This is a genomic window from Streptomyces sp. NRRL B-3229, assembly GCF_000719505.1.
GTDB lineage: Bacteria > Actinomycetota > Actinomycetes > Streptomycetales > Streptomycetaceae > Streptomyces > Streptomyces griseorubiginosus.
Genome location: NZ_JOGP01000034.1, coordinates 19314 through 40982, shown reverse-complemented (window position 1 = coordinate 40982; position 21669 = coordinate 19314). Strand labels below are relative to the sequence as shown.

Below are 21669 nucleotides of genomic sequence, written 5' to 3'. Positions count from 1 at the left end.
CCGCGGGGACCGCATCCGCACGGAGGGGCGACAATCACGTGAACCTGCGCGACAAGCTGCGCGGCCTGCTCGTCAGGCTCTACGCACGCCGGGTGGAGGGCCACCTGGACCACGCCCAGGTGCCCAAGCACATCGGTGTCATCGTGGACGGCAGCCGGCGCTGGGCGAAGGCCGCCGGTTCCAGCCCCGTCGACGGCCACCGCGCCGGTGCCGAGAAGATCGAGGAGTTCCTCGGCTGGTGCTCAGAGACGGACGTCGAGGTCGTCACCCTCTGGCTGCTGTCGACGGACAACTTCAACCGCCCGCCGGAGGAGCTCGGCCCCCTCCTCGGCATCATCGAGGACGTCGTCCGCACCCTCGCCGGCGACGGCCGCTGGCGCGTCCACCACGTCGGCACCCCCGACCTGCTGCCCTCCCCGATGCAGACGGCGCTGAAGGAGGCGGAGGAGTCCACCGCCCACATCGACGGAATACTCGTCAACGTCGCCATCGGCTACGGCGGCCGCCAGGAGATCGCCGACGCCGTACGGGCGATGCTGCTGGACGCGCAGGACAAGGGCACCTCGATGGAGGAGCTCGCGGAGGCCGTCGACATCGACATGATCGGCCGCCACCTCTACACCGGCGACCAGCCCGACCCCGACCTGGTGATCCGGACCAGCGGCGAACAGCGCCTGTCCGGATTCATGCTGTGGCAGACGGCCCACTCGGAGTACTACTTCTGTGAGGTCTTCTGGCCGGCCTTCCGCAAGGTCGACTTCCTGCGCGCCCTGCGCGACTACGCCGCCCGCCACCGGCGTTACGGCGGATGACCGGGCGCTCACAGGCAGCGCCCGTATACCCCGTCTGAGGCGGAAGTAACGAGGAGTTCACCAGCGCGCCGTCATGCGCACTGGCATGGTGGCGCATGTTCGAGGGCATAAGCCAAGCAGGTCGATGCCCGAACCACGGGTGTCGGATCTCAGCGGGCGGCACGGGGCCGTCCGCCCGGGAGGCCCTTTGCACCAGCCTTACCGTGCGGTTACGGCACGGAAGAAGCAGTGGAGGGCCGGTTCCCGGCCCGTGCAAACGGGCCGTCGACCGGTCCAGCTCCACTCCGTCGCTCCCCGACCTCATCCGAGGGGGTACGTCCTTCCGTGGTGACCAGCACAAAGCGCCGTCTTCCTGACCGGCGCACTTATGTTCTCGACACCAGCGTCCTGCTGGCCGACCCGAACGCCCTGAGCCGCTTCGACGAGCACGAAGTAGTGCTCCCCATCGTCGTGGTCACGGAGCTGGAGGCGAAGAGGCACCATCCCGAACTCGGCTACTTCGCCCGGCAGGCCCTGCGCCTGCTCGACGAGTTCCGGGTGAGGTTCGGCCGTCTCGACGCCCCCATCCCGATCGGGGAGCTGGGCGGGACCGTCCGTGTCGAGCTCAATCACTCGGACCCCAGTGTGCTGCCCAGCGGCTACCGCCTGGGGGACAACGACTCCCGCATCCTCGCGGTCGCCCGCAATCTGCAGGCCGAGGGGTTCGACGTCACCGTGGTGTCGAAGGACCTCCCGCTCCGGATCAAGGCGTCCTCGGTCGGACTCCTGGCCGAGGAGTACCGCGCCGAGCTCGCCATCACGGGCTCCTCCGGCTGGACCGGGATGTCCGAACTGACGCTGCCCGGCGAGCAGGTGGACATCCTCTTCGAGGAGGGGCACGTCTATGTGCCCGAGGCATCGGAGCTGCCGGTGCACACCGGCCTGACGATCCACTCGGAGCGCGGCAAGGCGCTGGGGCGGGTCTCGCCGGACGGCAACGTCCGCCTGGTGCGCGGCGACCGGGAGGCCTTCGGCATCAAGGGCCGCAGCGCGGAGCAGCGGATCGCGCTGGACATCCTCCTCGACCCGGACATCGGGATCGTGTCGATGGGCGGCCGGGCCGGCACCGGAAAGTCGGCGCTCGCGCTGTGCGCGGGCCTGGAGGCGGTCCTGGAGCGCCGCCAGCACCAGAAGGTCATGGTCTTCCGTCCGCTGTACGCGGTCGGCGGCCAGGAACTGGGCTATCTGCCGGGCTCCGAGTCGGAGAAGATGAGCCCTTGGGCGCAGGCGGTCTTCGACACGCTGTCCGCGGTCGCCGGCCGTGAGGTCATCGAGGAGGTCACCGCGCGCGGGATGCTCGAGGTCCTGCCCCTCACTCACATCCGCGGTCGTTCGCTGCACGACGCGTTCGTGATCGTGGACGAGGCGCAGTCGCTGGAGCGGAACGTCCTGCTGACCGTTCTGTCCCGAATCGGCGCCAATTCGCGGGTCGTTCTGACCCATGACGTGGCACAGAGGGACAATCTTCGCGTCGGTCGCTACGACGGTGTCGTCGCCGTGGTGGAGAAGCTGAAGGGGCACCCGCTCTTCGCGCATGTGACGCTGACGAGGTCCGAGAGGTCCCAGATCGCGGCCCTTGTGACCGAAATGCTCGAGGACGGCCAAGTCTGAGGTAGAACCAGCCCGTTGGCGCCGTTCGGAAGGGCCAAGAGCCTAGCCGGGCGGCGCCTTCGTGTGTCGGCGTTTCATGAAATCCCTGGGGTCAAACGGGATGTGAGCTTTCACACGCAACTCAGAATTGCCACCCGGCGTCCGGTTACGGCAGAGTCTCGGTTCTGTCAGGCCCCGCATACGGCACACCTGTACCCCCAGCGGTACGGCACCACAACAGCACCACGCTCAACTCCATATCGTCCGCCGTATGCCGCCCGCGCACCACGCGGCGCTCCCCGCAAGGGAGTTGCCCACCGGGCCCGTGCCTCCCGTGACCCCGTTAGTTGGGAGGCCAGTGTCCAGGGGCACGATTGCGTCCGCCAGGGTCACCGAAGCGGGCGATGCTGGAAGGAAACCGTGTGAGCCCGATTTCGGTCCGGGGATTCGCAGTGGCCTCCGCCACCGCGGTCACCGCTGTAGGTAGCGTTGTCGGAGTCGCCTCCGGCAGTGTCGCGCAGCCGAACGACGCCGAGGCGACGGCAGCCGACACGACGACGCTCCTGGCGGACATCCCCGCGGGTGAGCAGGCTCAGGTGCAGACCGCGTCCCTCACGCAGCAGGCCGACTACCAGGCCATCGCCGCGGACGCCGGCGCCAAGAAGATCGCCGAGGAGTCGGCCCGCAAGGCCGCCGCCAAGTCCGCGATCGAGAAGAAGGAAGCCGCCGAGCAGGCGGCCAAGGAAGCCAAGGAGCGCGCCGAGGCCAAGGAGAAGGCCAGCCGCAGCGCCTCCAGCTTCCCGGTGCAGAGCTCGTACACCGTCGCGCAGATCCAGTCGATGGCTGCCTCGATGGTGCCGAGCGGCCAGTTCCAGTGCTTCAGCAACATCGTGGACCACGAGTCCAGCTGGAACTACCGGGCCGTCAACGCCTCCTCCGGCGCCTACGGTCTCTTCCAGGCCCTGCCGGGCTCCAAGATGTCGTCGGTCGGTGCCGACTGGCAGACCAACCCGGCCACCCAGATCAAGTGGGGCCTCAACTACATGGACAGCCGGTACGGCAGCCCCTGCGAGGCCTGGTCGTTCTGGCAGGCCAACCACTGGTACTAGGCCCCAGCCGTGAGCCGGAACTCCGCGCGTGGATTCGCCGTGGTCTCGGCCACGGCGGTCACCACTGTCGGTGCCGTCATGGGCGTCGCCCAGGCCGGCACCGCACACCCCACCGACGACGCGCAGGCGTTGGCCGGTGACGCGACCCTGCTCGCGGACATACCCGTAGGCGAACAGGCCCCGGTCCAGGCGGCCCCGCTGGCCCGGCAGGCCGAGACCCAGGCCGTCGCCGCGGACGCCGTCGCCAGGAAGTCGGCGGAGGAGTCCGCCCGCGAGCAGGCGGCGAAGGACGCTCGGGCCAAGCGCGTGGCCGCCGAGGAGAAGGCGAAGAAGGAGCGGGAAGCCAAGGGCATCTTCCCCCAGCAGTCCTCGTACACCGTCGCCGAGGTCCAGGCCATAGCCCGCCAGATCGTGCCCAGCGGGCAGTTCCAGTGCTTCAGCAACATCGTGAACCACGAGTCCACCTGGAACTACCTGGCCGTCAACGCCGCCTCCGGGGCCTACGGCCTCGTCCAGTCCCTGCCCGGCAACAAGATGGCCTCCGCCGGCGCCGACTGGCGGACCAACCCGGCCACCCAGATCAAGTGGGGCCTCGGCTACATGAACGGCCGGTACGGCAGCCCCTGCGGCGCCTGGTCGTACTGGCAGGCCCACGGCAACTACTGATCGCGGGCCTCGCCCGCCGCTCAACCCCGTGCAGCCCCTCCCCGTCCTAGGGGGAGGGGCTGCCGCCCTGTACGGTCGGACCGGAGGACTCCTGGGGGGAGTGGTGGGGAGAGACGGGGGAAGAGGACGGATCATGTCGCGAGTGCCAGGGTGGATCGGCCGGCTCGGTGCCCGGTTGACCGATGTGGGTGAGCGGTTGGACGAGCGCCGCGCCGAGGTCGCCCGGGAGGAGGCCGAGGACGGCTCGGCCGTGCCGCCCGTGCGCAAGCCGAAGCGGCCCGTGGGTGCCGCGTCCCGCGAGCCCGTCGTGCTGGTCCCGCGCCCCGATCCCGCGCAGGCCGTGCCGTGGGGTGTCCGGGTCGCCGCGGAGGCCGGCTGGCGGCTCCTGATCCTCGCGGGCACCGTGTGGGTGCTGATGCGGATCATCAGCTCCGTCCAGCTCGTCGTGTTCGCCTTCGTGGTGGCCCTGCTCATCACCGCGCTGCTCCAGCCGACGGTGGCCCGGCTCAGGCGCCACGGCGTACCGCGCGGCCCGGCCACCGCGCTCACCGCGATCCTCGGGTTCGTCGTCATAGGGCTTTTGGGCTGGTTCGTGACCTGGCAGGTCATGGAGAACATCGACAACCTCTCCGAGCAGATCCAGAGCGGCATCGACGACCTGCGCAACTGGCTGCTGAAGAGCCCCTTCCACGTCACCGACAAGCAGATCAACCAGATCGCCAAGAACCTGCGGGATGCGGTCGGCGCCAACACCGACCAGATCACCTCCGCGGGCCTCGAAGGCGTCCAGGTCGTCGTCGAGGCGCTCACCGGCATCCTGCTGACCTTCTTCTCCACCCTCTTCCTGCTCTACGACGGGCGCCGCATCTGGGAGTGGACGCTGAAGCTGGTCCCCGCGGCCGCCCGTCCCGCCGTGGCCGGCGCCGGTCCGCGCGCCTGGCGCACGCTGACCGCCTACGTCCGCGGCACGGTCCTGGTGGCGCTCATCGACGCCGTCTTCATCGGCATCGGCATCTACTTCCTCAAGGTGCCCATGGCGGTGCCGCTGGCCGTCTTCATCTTCCTGTTCTCCTTCATCCCGCTGGTCGGCGCGGTCGCCTCCGGCGCGCTGGCGGTGCTCGTCGCGCTGGTCACCCAGGGCGTGTTCACCGCGGTGATGACGCTCGCGGTGGTCCTCGCCGTCCAGCAGATCGAGGGCCACATCCTCCAGCCGTTCATCCTCGGCCGCGCGGTCCGCGTGCACCCCCTCGCGGTCGTCCTCACGGTCGCGACGGGCGGCATGGTGGCCGGCATCGGCGGCGCGGTGGTGGCCGTACCGCTGGTGGCGGTGACGAACACGGTGGTGAGCTACCTCAAGGCGTACGCCGAGGACCAGTCGCTGCCGCCGGACGACCCGGACGACCCGGACTCCCCGGACGCCGAGGACGAGGACGGTCGGGCGATCGGGCACGAGGACAAGGGCGGGCGCCGTGACGACGGCGAGCCCGCTGCCGTAGCAGACGGGGAGGGGCCGGTGGACCCGCCTCCGGGTCCCGAAAAACCTCCTTCGGATTCGGTCAAATGAGCGCCGAACGTGCTGCTTTGAACACCCCGCCGAACTCAACTTCCGTCAACTAAAGGCAGCTCGGAAAACTCGCGTCCGGAATATGCGCCCGGACTGATACACATTCCCTCCTCAGCGCTACGCGTCAGGCGTATGTGCGAGGCGGCGGGGGGTGTGATGTCGGGCCACGAACACCTGGCTCAGGCCCTGGCCGAGTGCGGCCGCGACGGCTACACCGGAGAGCTGCGGGTCCACGGCACACCCGGCGGCACCTTCCACTTCGGGGATGGCCGCGTGGTCGCCGTGGAGACCCCCGGCGCCCCGGGCCCCGAGGCACTGCTGCTGCGCTCCGGCCGGGTCAGCGGCGAGCAGTGGGCCGAACTGGTGCGGGAGTCGGGGGGCTCACGCTGGCCGGCGACCGCGCTCATCGCGCACGGCTATGCCGGCGCCGCACAGCTCAGGGTGGTGTGCGCGCTGGCGCTGCACGACGCCGCCTTCGCGATGGCCGCGGGCCGGGTGGACAGCTGCGAACGCGTCGCCTCCGCCGAGCTGTTCGCGCAGGTCCCGCTGGGTGAGCCACCCCTGCGACTGCTCCAGGACGCGACCCGCAGGCTCAGCGCCCTGGCCGGTCTGCCGCACCCCGTGCACCCCGACCGGGAACGGCCCGTGCCCTCGGGCACCGGGCCCGGGTCCACCGGGCTCCAGCGCGAGCTGCTCACCCACGCCGACGGCCGCTGCACGGCCCGCGATCTCGCCTTCCGGGTCGGGCGCGGGGTCTACACCGTCACGGTCGAGGTCGCCCGGATGCTCGACGAAGGGCTCCTGGTGTGCACCGCGGCACCTGTGCCCCTTCCGGTCCGCACGCTGCCCGACGGCCATGCGCTTCAGCCCCGCAAGCCCTCGCAGGCAGAGCCGCCCCCGCCACCGGCGTACGGCGATCTGCCCCGCCGTAAACCAGGAAGCTTTTTCCGACTCCGGAATGGAACAGCGAAATGAAACTGCCGATCAGATGTGAACAGAATCAGGGGAGCTGAGTCAATGGATCACCAAGCCCTGGCGCTCGAAATGCGCGGTCTGCGCGAACAGGTCACCGGGATCACCGACACCGCGGTCGCCGCCGCGGACGGGCTGCTCATCGCCGCCGACACCGCCGACTCGATCGACCCGGAGGGCCTCGCCGCACTCGCCGCGGCCGGGCTCGGCCTCGCCCGGCGCACCGCCGGGGCGACCGACCGCGGCGCGCTGCGCCGGACGGTGACCTACGGCAGCCACGGCTGTGCCGCCTTCTACGCCGTCGGCGACACCGCCCTGATGGTCGTGCTCGGCGACGAGGGGATGGACCTGGAGCAGCTGCACCGGGCGACCCAGCCGACCCTCCACCGGATCGGCTCGATCCTCACCGGCACGGCGAGCGACAAAGCATCAGAAGGAGTCTGAAGGGATGGGGACGAAGCGTATGACCTCAGGTTTCTCCGACCAGGTGATGGGCCTGGTCAAGTCCCTGCGCACGGACGCCCCCGATTGCGTCGCGTCCGGCGTGGTCGACATGTCCACCGGCATGCTGCTGTCGTACGAGACCGTCGAGAACCACCCGCCGGAGGTCCTCGACCTCCTGGCGGGGGCGACTCTCGACCTGTTCCAGGGCCGTACGGTCGTGATGATCGAGGACGTCTTCAAGGAGCGTCGGGGGATCAGCAGCGACAACCACTTCTTCCAGGAGATCCTGGTCAACAGCGAGAACCTCACGCACCTGTTCGTGCGGCTGGTCGAACAGCAGGACGTCGTGGCCGTCGTGGTGTGCCGCAAGTCGGTCAACGTCGGCATGCTGTTCGCCCAGGTCCGGCGGGTGGTGAAGGAGTACAGCCTCTGACCGGGACACCCGGCTGCGGGCGGTTACTCCGTCCGCAGCCCGTCCGGCCGCATCAGCCTGAGCAGCGGCGGCAGGCTCAGCAGGGTCACCACGACGACCACCGCGGCCCCCGCGCCGGTCATCGCCAGCACGCTCGGCCAGTCCACCCGCACCGCGGTGCTCGTCATCTTCAGCAGGACCACGCCCAGCGTCAGCCCCACCGCAGAGGCCAGCAGCAGACCGAGCCCGACCGGGATGGCCGTCTGCCACAGCACCGACAGGCTCAGGGTGCGCCGCTTGGTGCCGAAGGCGATCAGCGCCGACAGCAGCTTCTTGCGCTCGCGCAGCTGCTCCAGCTGGGAGACCAGCAGGCTGGCCCCGATCAGTGCGAGGACACAGACGGCGCCCACGAACAGGCCGGTGCGGATGGAGGCGTACTCGTTGTTGCGCTTGGCGGACACCCAGGTCATGGGCTCCTCGTGCGGGTCGATCCGGGCGGCCGTGTTGCGGACGTACTCGCGCGCGTCCGGCATCGAGTCGTCCAGCCGCAGGTAGATCTCTCCGCGCACACCGGCCGCGGCCGTCGCCGGGAAGGCGGACGGGGTGACCAGGATGCCGCCGCGCCGGTAGCCCGTCGGGTCGTCGATGGCCTCCGCCTGCTTGACGCCCTTCGGAACCTTCCAGGTCACCGAGGTGGGGTTCTCATCGTCCTCGGACGTGTCGAACCAGAGCTTCCGGCCGGGCCGGGCCGCCACGGTCGACTCGTCGTCGGCGTTCTCGCTCGCGGAGGCGCTGTCGCCCCGCCTCGGGGCGACATGGGAGGCGAAGACGTCGCCGTCGCGGCAGGAGGGCAGCTTGGCCACCTGACGCAGGGACGCGCAGTCGGCCACGGTCACCCGGGCCCAGTTCGCGTTCTCGCCCGGTCCGTCGTTGGCGAAGCCCTCGTTGAACGCGTACGCGTGCCGGACTCCCTTGGTCTCGGCCAGTTCCTTCGCGGTCGCCGCGAGCGACTTCCCCTTCGGGACGCTCACCTGCATCTGCGCCCGCGAGAGGTCGTACGCGGTGTCCTTGGTGTAGTCGCTCGACGTGCCCGCGAAGAGCATCTGGAGCGCGATCGCCCCGGCCACCGCCACCGCGATGCCGTTGACCATCCGGGCCGCCGTGCCGCTGCTCAACTGGAGCCTGCGCACGGCCAGTTGCCAGGACACCGCGCCCGCGCCCAGCCGGGCCACGACCGCCTCGACGATCCACGGCAGCAGCGCGGTCACGCCCACCAGGAGCGAGATCACCCCGCCGGTGACGAGGTACTGGTTGAAGTCGCCGCCGTCGCGGCCCTGTCCGACCATCGGGTAGAGCATCCCGAGCCCGGCCAGCGGCAGCAGCAGCCGCCACCACAGCCGGCGCCGCGCGGGCTTCGCCGTACGCACCACACCGAGCGGCTCGATCACCACGCCCCGCAGGGCGAGCAGCGTCACCAGCACGGCCGCAGCGGGCACCGCGAACGCGACCAGCAGGGCCAGCAGCGGCGAGGGGTTGAGGTAGCTCGGGAACACGCTCTGCCCGAACACCTCGATGGATCCGGCCACTTCACGGCCGATCAGGAAGAACACCGTGCCGAGGACCAGGCCGAGCACCGCGCCCGCCAGCGCCTCGCCGGCGGCGATCCGCCGGGTCGAACGGCCGTCGGCGCCCACCAGACGCAGGGCCGCGAGCCGTCGGTCGCGCCGTTCGCCGCCGAAGCGGACGGCCGCGGTGATGAACACGGCGACCGGCGTCAGCAGCACCACGAAGACGACCAGGACCAGCAGCACCAGCACCGGGTCGGAGCCCGAGTCGCTCGGGTACGGGGTGCCGTACCGGTCGATCCGGGTGATTCCGGCGTTGGTGAGGCCGTGCGCTCCGATCCCCTCGGCCCCGCGGTAGAAGGCGAGTTCGTGGGAACCGATCAGCCCGCTCTCGGCGATCGTCCCGGCGATCGGGTTCGGCAGCCGCTCCCGCAGGAGCTTGCCGTCGGGGGACTCCAGCAGCTTCTTCAGCGCGGGGGAGACGACCATCTCGCCGACCGCGGGGAACTTGTCGACCCCCGGCGGCAGGGGCGCCTTCGGTCCCTCGGGCTCCAGGTCCCGGCCGCGGACGTCGGTGTCCCGGAAGGTGGTCGACGCGTTCGCCGACAGCAGGGTGTTGTCGGCCTTCTTCAGCTCCTTCTGCCCGTAGTTGGTGTCCGCGCGGGCGTCGCCCCGCTCGTGCCGGACCGTCAGGGCGTTCGGCAGTGCGGTGGTCAGCAGCAGCAGCGCCACCCCCAGTCCGACGCCGACCGCGGTCAGCAGCGCCCGGACCCATCCCTCGCGTCCGCCGGCGAAGGCGAACCGAACCCCCATGGCGAGGTCTCGCCACCACTGCCCGAGATTCATACGACCCGCTCCATGTCCCGGGACTTCCCGTCCCGTACGACGATCTCGCGGTCGGAGTAGGCGGCGACCCGTGCCTCGTGCGTGACGAGGACGACGGCCGCGTTGGTGGACCGCGCGGCCTCGGTGAGCAGCTCCATGACCCGCTCTCCGTTGAGGGAGTCCAGCGCGCCGGTCGGCTCGTCCGCGAACAGCACCCGCGGGTTGGTCACCAGGGACCGGGCCACGGCGACCCGCTGCCCCTGACCGCCGGACACCTCACCGGGTCGCTTCTTGCGGAGGCCGTCGACCTCCAGGCGCTCCATCCAGCCGAGCGCGGCCTTCTCGGCGTCCTTGCGGGAGATGCCGTTCAGCCGCAGCGGCAGCGCCACGTTCTCCACACAGGTCAGTTCGGGCACCAGCTGCCCGAACTGGAAGACGAAGCCGAACTCGGAGCGCCGGAGCGCACTGCGCTCGGCGTCGTTCATGGTGGCCATCTCGCGGCCGTTGTAGAGGATCGAGCCCGAGTCGGGGGTGACGATCCCGGCCAGACAGTGCAGCAGGGTCGACTTGCCGGACCCGGAGGGGCCCATGACGGCGACGACCTCGCCGGGGTGGATGGAGAACTCGGCGCCGTCGAGCGCGACGGTCGGGCCGTACGCCTTGTGCAGTGCGTCGGCGACGAGCAGGGAACCGGCCGGGGTCACTTGACCACCACCTCCGCGAGCTTCTCGAGACGCGCGGCGGTCAGCTCCAGCCAGCGCAGGTCGGCTTCCAGATGGAACAGGGCGTGGTCGCAGATCAGCTGGTCCGCGAGGTCGCCCCTGCGCTTGCGGTCCGTGAGGATGCGCATCATCCGCAGATGCTCGGCGCGCTGGCTGTCGAGGATGTCGGCCGCGTCGCGATGGGTGAGCAGCGCAAGGACGATCTTGGTGTACAGCGTGGACTGGAGGTACGGCTCCGGCTTCTCGGGCGTCGCCAGCCACGTCTGTACGTCGGTGATCCCGGCGTCCGTGATGGCGTAACGCTTGCGCTCGGGGCCGCCGCCGGGCTCGATGCCGTCGACTTCGACGAGCCCGTTCTTCAGCAGGCGGGACATCGTCGAGTAGACCTGGCCGTAGTGCAGCGGCCGGTCGTGACCGAACTTCTCGTCGAAGGCCCGCTTGAGGTCGTAACCGTGGCGGGGGCCCGACTCCAGGAGCCCTAGAAGGGTGTGACCGATGGACATGGGGAGGACTGTACATGCGGTGTATACCCCGCATGTATACGCGGAGTGTGTAGAGGGGTTTCAGGGGGTGAGCAGCCGCAGGTGGGGGCCGATTGTCACGGTTCTGCTACGCGCCTCTAGCTGTCCCGGGCGTCCCTGGGGTCCTGAGCGGTCCCGGTGTTCCCGGCGCCCTTGGGGTCCTGAGCGGTATCGCTGTTCCCGGCGTCCTTGGGTGGCCGTCCCCGGCGCGGCAGCGGTCCGGTGTCACCGGGCAGCCGGCCGGCCTCCTTCAGGGCCCTGCGCAACAGGAACTCGATCTGCGCGTTCGCCGACCGCAGCTCGTCCCCGGCCCACCGCGCCAGTGCCTCGTACACCAGCGGGTCCAGCCTCAGCAGCACCTGCTTGCGCTGCTGAGGCCGCCGCTCGGGGGAGCCCCCCTCGGAAGGTGCCGTCACTGGTAGAGCGTCCCGGTGTTGAGGACGGGCTGCGGGGCCCGGTCGCCGCACAGCACCACCATCAGGTTGGACACCATCGCCGCCTTGCGCTCCTCGTCCAGCTCGACGATGTCCCGCTCGGTGATCCGGGCGAGCGCTTCCTCGACCATGCCGACCGCGCCCTCCACGATCTGGCGCCGGGCCGCGACGACCGCCCCGGCCTGCTGCCGCTGGAGCATCGCCGAGGCGATCTCGGGCGCGTAGGCGAGGTGTGTGAAGCGGGACTCGATGATCTGGACGCCCGCCGTCTCCACGCGCGCGTGCAGCTCGGTGGCGAGTTTCTGGGTGATCTCGTCGGCGTTGCCGCGCAGCGAGAGCCCTTCCTCGTCGTGGGCGTCGTAGGGGTACTCGATCGCGATGTGCCGTACGGCTGTCTCGGTCTGGGTGGCGACGAACTTCACGAAGTTGTCCACCTCGAAGGTGGCCTGCGCGGTGTCCTCGACCTTCCACACCACGACGGCGGCCAGCTCGATCGGGTTGCCGTAGGCGTCGTTGACCTTGAGGACGGCGGTCTCGTGGTTGCGGACCCGGGTGGAGACCTTGGTGCGGGAGGTGAAGGGGTTCACCCAGCGCAGACCGTCCTGGCGGATCGTGCCCTTGTACCGGCCGAAGAGCTGGACGACCCGGGCCTCACCCGGCGCGACCGTGTTCAGCCCGCGCAGCGAGATCAGCGCGGCGACCAGGACGAGCGCCCCGCCGACCGCGAAGCCGGGGCTCTCCCCGCTCGCGGCGAACAGGAAGACGGCGATCAGCAGCCCGAGCAGACCCAGCAGCAGCGCGAGCGCGCCGCCGATGCTGTGCGCGGCGACCTCCCGCACGCGCGGGGCGGGCATCTCGGGTGCGTCCGCGGCGGGCGCGGAATCGTGTGCGGACATGGATGGTCCCCCGTTTCGTGGACTAGCTCACTGCTTACTAAGTGATATCACATTACCCCTTCCCGGCAACCTTGAAGCCCCTTCGGAGGTCTGGTTCCGAGGGGGCGGGTGCTGATTCTCACGCCCCTCCGAGACCGGATCGAATGCGCTGTGTCATATAGACCGGTGTTAGCTTTCTGAGCTGACCTGAGCCACGAACCTGTGTGGCCGCCGATGAGGAAGCGGAGCGAGTCGACCCATGGGACGAGCGGAAGAGAGAAGAGCACGTCAGCGCGGTGGCCGCCGCGCGGCGCCGCCCACGCGCTCGTCCGGGACGCCGAGCGAGGGCATCGCGACCGGCGGCAGGGCCGCGGCCCGCAAGGCGGCCGCCCGCGGTAAGAAGGGCGCTAAGAACGGTAAGAGCGGCATACGCAGGCTCTTCACCTGGAAGAAGATGCTCGGCGCGTTCTTCGCCGTCTGTCTGCTCGGCATCGGCGCCTTCGTCGTGATGTACCTCATGATCGACATTCCCAAGGGCAACCCGAAGGCCCTGGAGCAGAGCAACATCTACAAGTACAGCAACGGCGCGGTCATGGCCCGCGAGGGCGACACCAACCGGGAGAACGTGGACCTCTCCGAGGTGCCCAAGCCGGTCCAGCACACCTTCGTGGCGGCCGAGAACAAGACCTTCTACACGGACGCGGGAGTCGACTTCAAGGGCATCGCCCGCGGGTTGTTCAACACCCTCTCCGGCAAGGGCAAGCAGGGTGGCTCCACGATCACCCAGCAGTACGTCAAGAACTACTACCTCGACCAGGACCAGACCGTCACGCGCAAGCTGAAGGAACTGGTCATCTCGCTGAAGGTGGACCGCGAGACGCCCAAGGACGACATCCTCGCGGGCTACATCAACACCAGCTACTACGGTCGCGGCGCCTACGGCATCCAGGCCGCCGCCCAGGACTACTACCGCGTCGACGCCAGCAAGCTCAACGTCGCGCAGGGCGCGTACCTCGCCGCGCTGCTCCAGGCTCCGAGCCAGTACGACTGGGCGGTCGCCACTCCCACCGGCAAGAAGCTCGTGCAGGCACGCTGGAACTACGTGCTGAACAACATGGTCGGACAGGGCTGGCTGAGCCAGAGCGAGCGCGCGAAGATGACGTTCCCGGTGCCCAAGGAGCCCAAGGCCGATCCCGGTCTCGAAGGGCAGAAGGGCTACTTCGTCAAGCTCGCCAAGCAGCAGCTCGAGAAGCAGCTGATGGCGAAGGAGAACATCACCCAGGACGAGGCGGAGGCCCGCGTCGAGAACGCCGGGTGGACCTTCACCCTGAACATCGACAAGAAGAAGCAGGCCCAGCTGGAGAAGGCGGTCAAGGACCAGCTGACCAAGCAACTGGACCCGAAGAAGCGCAAGGTCGACCTGAACGTCCAGGCAGGTGCGGCCTCCGTCGACCCGAAGACGGGGAAGATCGTCGCCCTGTACGGCGGCACCGACTACACCAAGCACTTCTACAACAACGCCAACCGCACCGACTACCAGCCCGCCTCGACCTTCAAGCCGGTGATCCTCGCCGCCGCCCTGGAGAACAACTCCCAGACGCAGAGCGGCAAGACCATCGGCGCCAACACGGTCTACGACGGCACCAGCAAGCGCCAGGTCGTGGACGGCAACGGCGACAAGGTCGGATTCGCCCCCGAGAACGAGGACGACCACGACTACGGCAAGCAGGTCACCGTCCAGACGGCGATGAACCAGTCCATCAACTCCGTCTTCGCGCAGATGGGCGTCGACGTCGGCATGGACAAGGTGCTGGAGACGGCCACCAAGCTCGGCATGGACACCGGCAAGCTCAAGCCGCTGCCCGCCTACACCCTGGGCACCATGGGCGCGAGCCCGATCCAGATGGCCGGCGTCTACGCCACCCTCGACAACCACGGCAAGCAGGTCACGCCGACCATCATCAAGTCGGCCGAGCAGGGCGGCACCGAGTTCCAGATGCCCGACCCGATCGGCGAGCAGGTCATCAGCCGGGAGGCCGCCGACACGGTCACCTCGGTGCTGACCGGCGTGGTCAACGACGGTACGGCTCAGCAGTCCGTGCAGCAGAACCCGGCCCGCGACGGCCGCAAGGTCGCCGGCAAGACCGGAACCTCCGACGACAACAAGTCGGCCTGGTTCACCGGCTACACCCCGGACCTCGTCACCTCGGTCGGCCTGTTCGGCGAGGACTACAAGACCAGGGCACAGGCCAAGATGTACGGCGTGGGTGGCAAGGCACGCGTCAACGGCGGTGGTTTCCCGGCCGAGATCTGGGCCGATTACACCTTCGGCGTCGCCGGCAAGAACACCAAGTTCGACCTGGACACCGACCAGGGCGCCGCCGTCCAGCCCACCTGGACGCCGAGTCCGTCGGCCACCCCGTCCAGCACCCCGTCGTCGACGCCGACCACGCAGAAGCCGTCTCAGACCCCGTCTCAGACGCCGACGACGACCCCGCCGACCACTCCGCAGGCCACCCCGCCGACGACCCCGCCGGTCTCGGTACCGCCGTCGACACCGCAGAACAGCACCACGCCACCGGCGAACCCGTTCGACCCGAACGCCGGCCAGTAGCGACCGACACGAAGAGGGGGCGCCCGGCACAGGCCGGGCGCCCCCTCTTGTCGTTTCCGTTCCCGGGGCTAGCCCCGGTTGAGCTCGAACCAGACCACCTTGCCGGTGCTCAGCCGGGTGGCGCCCCAGCGCCGGGCGAGCCGGTTCACCAGGTAGAGACCCCGGCCGCCCTCGTCCGTCGCCCGGGCCTGCCGCAGCCGGGGCAGCTGGGGCACGTCGTCGCCGACCTCGCAGCGCAGCACGTCGGTCCGCAGCAGCCGGAGCGTCACCGGACGGGTCGCGTACCGCACCGCGTTGGTGACGACCTCACTCACCAGCAGTTCCACGGAGTCGGTGAGGTCCTCCATGCCCCAGCGGGACAGCGCCCGCCGCGCGAGCCGCCGGGCCCGACCGGGAGCCGCGTCCTCCGGCTCCAGGAACCAGTACGCCACATCGCTCGGCGCGATCCCGTCGAAGCGGGCCGCGAGCAGCGCGATGTCGTCGTCCCGGTCGCCGGGACCGAGCATGTCCAGCACCTCGTCGCACAGCGCCTCCAGCGGCGGCGGATGGTCCGGCCCGGTCAGCTGCGCGGTCGCGGCCAGCTTCTCCCGCAGCTGCTCTATGCCGGTCCACACGTCCCGCAGGCGCGACTCCACGAGCCCGTCGGTGTACAGCAGCAGCGTGGCCCCGGCGGGCGCGTCCAGCTCCACGGCCTCGAAGTCGACGCCCCCGACACCGATCGGCGCGCCCGGCGGCACCCGGAGCACCTCCGCGCGGCCGCCCAGATGCAGCAGCACCGGCGGCGGATGACCGGCGTTGGCGATGGTGATCCGGTGCGAGACCGGGTCGTAGACGGCGTAGAGGCAGGTCGCCATGCGGTCCGTACCGAGCCGCTGGGCCTGTTCGTCGAGGTGGTGCAGCACCTCCTGCGGGGGCAGGTCGAGCCCGGCCAGCGTCTGCGCGGTGGTCCGCAGCTGGCCCATGATCGCCGCCGACGTCATGGAGTGCCCCATGACGTCCCCCACGACCAGCGCGACCCGGCTGCCCGGCAGCGGGATCGCGTCGTACCAGTCGCCGCCCACCCGGGCCGTCTCGGCGGCCGGCAGATAACGCGAGGCCAGCCGCACGCCCGTCGGGCGCGGGAGCGTCTCCGGGAGCATGGTGCGCTGGAGCTCGTCGGCGATGTACGCCTCACGGCCGTACAGCACCGCCTTGTCGATGCCCAGCGCACTGTGCGTGGCGAGCTGGGCGGCGACCAGGAGGTCGTCCGGGTCGAAGGGGATGCGGTCCGGACGGCGCAGGAACATCGCGGCACCGATGACCCGGCGCCGGCCGCGCAGCGGCGCGAGGATCGCGCGGCGGCCCGACGGCACGGCGAACTCGCAGCCCTCGCCGAGCAGTTCCGGCAGCGCGGCATGGGCCGCCGGGGTGTCCGTGAAGACCGGACGCACCCCGCGCAGCACCTCGGCGAGCGCGCTGCCCGGCTGGACCTCGCACAGCTCGGTGCCGAGCGCGTCCAGTTCGGACGGGTTCTCCGGCACCGGCACCGGGAGGATGCCGTCCTCCAGGTCCCGCTCCTGCTGCGGGATCCGGTCGCTGCGCCGCAGCCGGAGCACGAGAGGACCCGTGGGCCGCTCGTCGCCCACCGGCAGCGGATCGCGCAGATAGACGAGGATCGCGTCCGAGAAGGTCGGCACGGTCGCCCGGCACAGCCCCATCACGATCTCGTCCAGGTCGATGCCCCGGGCGATCCGGCGCGTGGCCGCGCCCACGAAGCGCAGCCGGTCGCCGTCCCGCCGCATCGGAGTGGGCCGGCCCGGGGGCAGCCCCTGTCCGGTACGGCGTTCGTCGCCGCTGAGCGTCCGGTCGTCCTCGCCGCCCGGCTGGACCGGGACGGACTCGGAGACGGGCCGCGGGCGGTGCGTGTCCTGCTCGGCGGTGGCCGGCTGGGAGTGCTCGGGGCCGGTACCGGCCGGGTTCATGCCCTTGTCCTTGTGGTTGCCGGTCGTGCCGGTCCTGCTGTTGCTGCCCTGGAGGACGGGGGCCGCGTCCGGGGCGGGGTCACCGGAGCGGGCCTGGACGGGTAAAGCGGGCGGGGCCTCGACGCCCGGGGCGGGAGAGGACACCGGGGAACGCAGCAGCGCCCCACCGGGGTCCGTGGGGTCGACGCCCGGCTGGGGGCGTTCGAAGGAGGTCGGGTGGTCCGTCACGCGTGTCGAATCCGTCCGTCCGGGGCTGCGCGCCGTACACGCAGTGGGTCCCGCCGAAATCCGGATACCCGGAATACCTGTCCCGGGAACGGGATTTCCGCGTGGTCAGGAGCTGTTCCCGCCGTGGCGGCGAACCGTCGGCCTGTACCGGTGTTGCCCTCGTACCCCACGCTCACGTCCTGCCGCCCCTCGGTGACGATCGGTCAAGCCCAGTGCCCGCCCCGGTAGTTGCCGCCGTGCTTTCTTGCGGAGGACGATCCTACGTTTGCGGCCCGGGGGCGCATCAAGGGTCTCATGAGGACAAGTGCGCGGGCGTACGGTCCCAGTCTTCCGGAAGGAGCGGGACACTCCAGGAGGGATCGGGCCGCCAGTCGGGCCAGCCACCGGAGAACGGCGGGCCCCAGGCGCGGATCACCTCCACCGCGGAACGCCCCGCGTCCCGCACCCGTTCGGCCAGCTCAGGGGCCATCAGACCGTCCTGCTGGGCCTGCGCGAACTCGTCCTCGTCCCGCCACTGCCAACTGCCGTCAGGATCCACGGTGATGTCCAGGAAGTGGTCCTCGGAGTCCACACCCCCGGACCAACGGACCAGCGGCTCCTCGAGGTTCACGTACCAGTTCTTGAACCGCCAGCCCGGCTCCCAGAACAGCCACACCGACCACGGCAGCCCGGGGCGGGCCAGCTTCAGCACCCCGGTGCCGAACCAGCGGTCCCGCTGCACGGTCCGCGGCTTGGTGTAACGGGACTCCAGCGGCTCGGCGTGCACGGAGGTGCCGTCGGCCAGCACCGGCTTCACGCACTCGGTGCCCGGTGCCAGCCACACGGCGAGCAGCTCCGCGTCGTCGCGTACGACGGTGACGGGACGGGCGATGTGGAAGTGCGCGCCCGCGTTCTCCCGGTAGCGCCACAGGATCTGACTCCCGGGCTCCCAGAAGTGCGCCGACGTACCCGCTTCCACCGCTCTCACCGCTCCACCGTCTGCCATGAACAGATATTAGGTGCCATAGGCATACGACGCTGCGGTACGCGTCACGGTTCACGCCGGGGTGGGGAAAGGTTACGGACGTGTCATCCGCAGGACATCCAGCGCCTCGTCGAGCTGCTGCTCCGTCAGGTCGCCGCGCTCCACGTACCCGCTCTCCAGCACGACCTGCCGGATCGTCTTCCGTTCCGCCAGGGCCTTCTTGGCGACCTTCGCGGCCTCCTCGTACCCGATGTACTTGTTGAGCGGGGTGACCACGGAGGGCGAGGACTCGGCGTACTCCCGGGCGCGTTCGCGGTGGGCGACGATGCCGTCGACCGTGCGGTCGGCGAGCAGGCGGGAGACGTTGGCGAGCAGCCGGACCGACTCCAGGACGTTCTTCGCGATGACCGGAAGCATCACGTTGAGCTCGAAGTTGCCGGCCGCGCCCGCGGTCGCGACGGTCGCGTCGTTGCCGATCACCTGGGCCGCGACCATGAGCACGGCCTCCGGGATCACCGGGTTGACCTTGCCGGGCATGATCGAGGAACCGGGCTGGAGGTCGGGGAGCGAGATCTCGGCGAGCCCCGTCCTGGGCCCGGAGGACATCCACCGCAGGTCGTTCGCGATCTTCGTCAGACCGACCGCAATGGTCCTGAGCTGCCCGCTGGTCTCGACGATCCCGTCCCGGGCGCCCTGCGCCTCGAAGTGGTCCCGCGCCTCGGTGAGGGGCAGCCCGGTGGTGCGGGCGACCTCCTCGATGACGGCGGCGGAGAAACCGGGCGGGGTGTTGATGCCGGTGCCGACGGCGGTGCCGCCCAGGGGGAGTTCGGCGAGCCGGGGGAGGGAGGCGGTGAGGCGCTCGACGCCGTACCTGATCTGGGCGGCGTAGCCCCCGAACTCCTGGCCGAGCGTCACCGGGGTGGCGTCCATCAGATGGGTCCGCCCCGACTTCACGACGTCGGCGAACTCCTCGGACTTGCGGGTCAGGGCCGCGGCGAGGTGCTCGAGCGCCGGGATCAGGTCCTGGGTGACGGCGGCGGTGGTGGCGATGTGGATGGAGGACGGGAAGACGTCGTTGGACGACTGGGAGGCGTTCACGTGGTCGTTGGGATGCACGCTCCGGCCCTCGCCGAGCCGCTCGGTCGCCAGGGTCGCGATGACCTCGTTGGTGTTCATGTTCGACGAGGTGCCGGAGCCGGTCTGGAAGACGTCGATCGGGAAGTGCTCGTCCCACTTGCCCTCGGCGACCTCCTCGGCGGCCTCCTGGATGGCCTCCGCGATGTCCTTGTCGAGCACCCCAAGCCGTGCGTTCACCTTCGCGGCGGCGCCCTTGATCCGGGCGAGCGCCTCGATGTGCGCCCGCTCGATCCGCTGCCCGGAGATCGGGAAGTTCTCCACGGCCCGCTGCGTCTGGGCCCGCCACTTGGCGTCCACGGGAACCTGGACCTCGCCCATGGAGTCGTGCTCGATGCGGTATTCGCTCATACCGGGTACAGCGAACGGGACGGGCGGGTTGTTCCGAGCCGTGGGCTGCTCGGGTGCATTCGGGCCCTGTGAGCCGCGACGCCCGCCCCTGCCGTAGTCAAGGGCAGGCGTCTGTCGGAGGGTCAGCCGAGTCCCGGGCCCCGCACCGGAATGGACGTGAACGTCGGTGCCGGCGCCGGGTCCTGGAAGAAGTCGTTGCCCTTGTCGTCGACGACGATGAACGCGGGGAAGTCCTCGACCTCGATCTTCCAGACGGCCTCCATGCCGAGCTCCTCGTACTCGACGACCTCGACCTTCTTGATGCAGTCCTGGGCGAGCCGGGCGGCCGGGCCGCCGATGGAGCCGAGGTAGAAGCCGCCGTGGGTGTCGCAGGCCTTGGTGACCTGGGCGGACCGGTTGCCCTTCGCCAGCATCACCTTGGAGCCGCCCGCCGCCTGGAACTGCTCGACGTAGGAGTCCATGCGGCCGGCCGTGGTCGGACCGAAGGAACCGGACGCGTAGCCCTCGGGGGTCTTCGCCGGGCCCGCGTAGTACACCGGGTGGTCCTTCAGGTACTGCGGCATCTCCTCGCCCGCGTCAAGGCGTTCCTTGATCTTGGCGTGCGCGATGTCCCGGGCCACGACCAGCGGGCCGGTGAGCGACAGCCGCGTCTTCACCGGGTACTTGGTGAGCTCGGCGAGGATCGACTCCATCGGCTGGTTCAGGTCGATCCGCACGACGTCGGACTCGTCCAGGTGCTCGTCCGTCGTCTCCGGCAGGAACCGCGCCGGGTCCGTCTCCAGCTGCTCCAGGAAGACGCCCTCGGCCGTGATCTTCGCGACCGCCTGACGGTCGGCGGAGCAGGAGACGGCGATGGCGACCGGGCAGGACGCGCCGTGCCGGGGGAGGCGGACCACCCGCACGTCGTGGCAGAAGTACTTGCCGCCGAACTGCGCTCCGATCCCGATCTTCTGCGTCAGCTCGAAGACCTTCTCCTCCAGCTCCTTGTCCCGGAAGCCGTGCCCGAGCTCCGAGCCCTCGGCCGGGATCTCGTCCAGGTAGTGCGCGGAGGCGTACTTGGCGGTCTTCAGCGCGTACTCGGCGCTGGTGCCGCCCACGACGATCGCCAGGTGGTACGGCGGACAGGCGGCCGTACCGAGCGAACGGATCTTCTCCTCCAGGAACTTCATCATGGAGGCCTCGTTCAGGACGGCCTTCGTCTCCTGGTAGAGGAACGACTTGTTGGCCGAGCCGCCGCCCTTCGCCATGAACAGGAACTTGTACGCGCCGCCGTCGGTGGCGTACAGCTCGATCTGCGCGGGGAGGTTGGAGCCGGTGTTCTTCTCGTCCCACATGGTCAGCGGGGCCATCTGGGAGTAGCGCAGGTTGAGGTTCAGGTACGCGTCGTAGATGCCCTTAGACAGCGCGGCCTCGTCACCGCCCTCGGTCAGCACGTTCTGTCCGCGCTTGCCCATGACGATCGCCGTACCGGTGTCCTGGCACATCGGGAGCACGCCGGCGGCCGCGATGTTCGCGTTCTTCAGCAGGTCCAGCGCCACGAACTTGTCGTTGGCCGACGCCTCGGGGTCGTCGATGATCCGCCGCAACTGGGCGAGGTGGGCCGGGCGCAGGTAGTGCTGGATGTCGTGGATGGCCTCCTCGGCGAGCTTGCGCAGCGCCTCCGGCTCCACCTTGAGGAAGGTCCGCCCGTCGGCCTCGAAGGTGGAGACACCCTCGGAGGTCACCAGCCGGTAGGGGGTGGTGTCCTCTCCCATGGGGAGCAGATCGGTGTACGCGAACTCAGGCATCTCAGCCCATTCCTCACTCGAAAGACGGCGGCCGGCCTCCGTTGGCAGGCGCACCCAGCCTAGAACCTGTCCAAGCACGG

General features: G+C 70.0%; 18 protein-coding genes. 9 read left to right on the top strand and 9 right to left on the bottom strand.

The window, feature by feature from the left end; all coding sequences use genetic code 11:
• Positions 1–38 precede the first annotated feature (38 nt).
• From IF54_RS0135855 to IF54_RS0135820, 8 genes are all read left to right on the top strand, one after another.
• The gene (locus IF54_RS0135855) at positions 39–812 is read left to right on the top strand and encodes an isoprenyl transferase (RefSeq protein ID WP_030326582.1); all 774 of its coding nucleotides are present in this window, start codon (positions 39–41) and stop codon (positions 810–812) included.
• Between the two features lie 324 nt (positions 813–1136).
• On the top strand, positions 1137–2462 hold the full coding sequence (locus tag IF54_RS0135850; protein ID WP_030326580.1) for a PhoH family protein: 1326 nt from the start codon (positions 1137–1139) through the stop codon (positions 2460–2462).
• 401 nt (positions 2463–2863) lie between these two features.
• Positions 2864–3550: a transglycosylase SLT domain-containing protein gene (locus IF54_RS0135845; protein WP_028809501.1), complete on the top strand. Its 687-nt coding sequence runs from the start codon at positions 2864–2866 to the stop codon at positions 3548–3550.
• Between the two features lie 9 nt (positions 3551–3559).
• Positions 3560–4216 (top strand): transglycosylase SLT domain-containing protein, encoded by a 657-nt coding sequence (locus IF54_RS0135840; protein ID WP_030326577.1) that lies wholly within the window; start codon positions 3560–3562, stop codon positions 4214–4216.
• A gap of 133 nt (positions 4217–4349) precedes the next feature.
• On the top strand, positions 4350–5780 hold the full coding sequence (locus tag IF54_RS0135835) for an AI-2E family transporter (protein ID WP_078852228.1): 1431 nt from the start codon (positions 4350–4352) through the stop codon (positions 5778–5780).
• A 156-nt stretch (positions 5781–5936) separates the two neighbouring features.
• Positions 5937–6755, top strand: a complete 819-nt coding sequence (locus tag IF54_RS0135830; protein ID WP_037821071.1) for a hypothetical protein — start codon at positions 5937–5939, stop codon at positions 6753–6755.
• Between the two features lie 42 nt (positions 6756–6797).
• Positions 6798–7196, top strand: coding sequence for a roadblock/LC7 domain-containing protein (locus IF54_RS0135825; RefSeq protein ID WP_030326570.1), 399 nt, complete (start codon positions 6798–6800; stop codon positions 7194–7196).
• 4 nt (positions 7197–7200) lie between these two features.
• Positions 7201–7629 carry a hypothetical protein gene (locus IF54_RS0135820; RefSeq protein WP_028809499.1) on the top strand — a complete coding sequence of 143 codons (429 nt, stop codon included), beginning with the start codon at positions 7201–7203 and terminating at the stop codon, positions 7627–7629.
• Between the two features lie 23 nt (positions 7630–7652).
• Here the strand turns inward: IF54_RS0135820 and IF54_RS0135815 are convergent, their stop codons facing one another.
• The 5 genes from IF54_RS0135815 to IF54_RS0135795 form a co-directional block, all read right to left on the bottom strand.
• A complete protein-coding gene (locus IF54_RS0135815; protein WP_030326569.1) occupies positions 7653–10019 on the bottom strand; it encodes an ABC transporter permease in 2367 nt (788 codons plus the stop codon).
• On the bottom strand, positions 10016–10702 hold the full coding sequence (locus IF54_RS0135810) for an ABC transporter ATP-binding protein (protein ID WP_030326568.1): 687 nt from the start codon (positions 10700–10702) through the stop codon (positions 10016–10018). Before IF54_RS0135810 ends, IF54_RS0135815 begins: the two co-directional genes overlap by 4 nt.
• On the bottom strand, positions 10699–11223 hold the full coding sequence (locus tag IF54_RS0135805; protein ID WP_030326566.1) for a PadR family transcriptional regulator: 525 nt from the start codon (positions 11221–11223) through the stop codon (positions 10699–10701). The genes IF54_RS0135810 and IF54_RS0135805 overlap by 4 nt, the downstream gene beginning before the upstream one ends.
• Positions 11224–11339: 116 nt before the next feature.
• Positions 11340–11708 (bottom strand): hypothetical protein, encoded by a 369-nt coding sequence (locus IF54_RS0135800; protein ID WP_234439143.1) that lies wholly within the window; start codon positions 11706–11708, stop codon positions 11340–11342.
• A complete protein-coding gene (locus tag IF54_RS0135795; protein WP_030326562.1) occupies positions 11654–12571 on the bottom strand; it encodes an SPFH domain-containing protein in 918 nt (305 codons plus the stop codon). Before IF54_RS0135795 ends, IF54_RS0135800 begins: the two co-directional genes overlap by 55 nt.
• Positions 12572–12809: 238 nt before the next feature.
• Here IF54_RS0135795 and IF54_RS0135790 point away from each other — a divergent pair, with 238 nt between their 5' ends.
• A complete protein-coding gene (locus IF54_RS0135790; protein WP_030326560.1) occupies positions 12810–15164 on the top strand; it encodes a transglycosylase domain-containing protein in 2355 nt (784 codons plus the stop codon).
• Between the two features lie 68 nt (positions 15165–15232).
• On the opposite strand, the gene IF54_RS0135785 is transcribed toward IF54_RS0135790, so the two are convergent.
• The 4 genes from IF54_RS0135785 to IF54_RS0135770 all read right to left on the bottom strand — a co-directional run bounded on the left by IF54_RS0135785 (position 15233) and on the right by IF54_RS0135770 (position 21589).
• A complete protein-coding gene (locus IF54_RS0135785; protein ID WP_030326558.1) occupies positions 15233–17353 on the bottom strand; it encodes a SpoIIE family protein phosphatase in 2121 nt (706 codons plus the stop codon).
• Between the two features lie 292 nt (positions 17354–17645).
• Positions 17646–18338: a DUF402 domain-containing protein gene (locus IF54_RS0135780; RefSeq protein WP_199821289.1), complete on the bottom strand. Its 693-nt coding sequence runs from the start codon at positions 18336–18338 to the stop codon at positions 17646–17648.
• Between the two features lie 72 nt (positions 18339–18410).
• Positions 18411–19802, bottom strand: coding sequence for a class II fumarate hydratase (locus IF54_RS0135775; protein WP_030326554.1), 1392 nt, complete (start codon positions 19800–19802; stop codon positions 18411–18413).
• Between the two features lie 122 nt (positions 19803–19924).
• The gene (locus tag IF54_RS0135770; RefSeq protein WP_030326552.1) at positions 19925–21589 is read right to left on the bottom strand and encodes a fumarate hydratase; all 1665 of its coding nucleotides are present in this window, start codon (positions 21587–21589) and stop codon (positions 19925–19927) included.
• Positions 21590–21669: the final 80 nt, after the last annotated feature.

What these genes read in the sequence shown, in the direction of transcription:
- IF54_RS0135815 (WP_030326569.1), bottom strand. Translation starts at nt 10,019, where the DNA reads ATGAATCTCGGGCAGTGGTGGCGAGACCTCGCCATGGGGGTTCGGTTC.
- IF54_RS0135795 (WP_030326562.1), bottom strand. Translation starts at nt 12,571, where the DNA reads ATGTCCGCACACGATTCCGCGCCCGCCGCGGACGCACCCGAGATGCCC.
- IF54_RS0135780 (WP_199821289.1), bottom strand. Translation starts at nt 18,338, where the DNA reads ATGGCAGACGGTGGAGCGGTGAGAGCGGTGGAAGCGGGTACGTCGGCG.
- IF54_RS0135770 (WP_030326552.1), bottom strand. Translation starts at nt 21,589, where the DNA reads ATGCCTGAGTTCGCGTACACCGATCTGCTCCCCATGGGAGAGGACACC.
- IF54_RS0135830 (WP_037821071.1), top strand. Translation starts at nt 5,937, where the DNA reads ATGTCGGGCCACGAACACCTGGCTCAGGCCCTGGCCGAGTGCGGCCGC.
- IF54_RS0135790 (WP_030326560.1), top strand. Translation starts at nt 12,810, where the DNA reads ATGGGACGAGCGGAAGAGAGAAGAGCACGTCAGCGCGGTGGCCGCCGC.
- IF54_RS0135805 (WP_030326566.1), bottom strand. Translation starts at nt 11,223, where the DNA reads ATGTCCATCGGTCACACCCTTCTAGGGCTCCTGGAGTCGGGCCCCCGC.
- IF54_RS0135835 (WP_078852228.1), top strand. Translation starts at nt 4,350, where the DNA reads ATGTCGCGAGTGCCAGGGTGGATCGGCCGGCTCGGTGCCCGGTTGACC.
- IF54_RS0135820 (WP_028809499.1), top strand. Translation starts at nt 7,201, where the DNA reads ATGGGGACGAAGCGTATGACCTCAGGTTTCTCCGACCAGGTGATGGGC.
- IF54_RS0135825 (WP_030326570.1), top strand. Translation starts at nt 6,798, where the DNA reads ATGGATCACCAAGCCCTGGCGCTCGAAATGCGCGGTCTGCGCGAACAG.
- IF54_RS0135775 (WP_030326554.1), bottom strand. Translation starts at nt 19,802, where the DNA reads ATGAGCGAATACCGCATCGAGCACGACTCCATGGGCGAGGTCCAGGTT.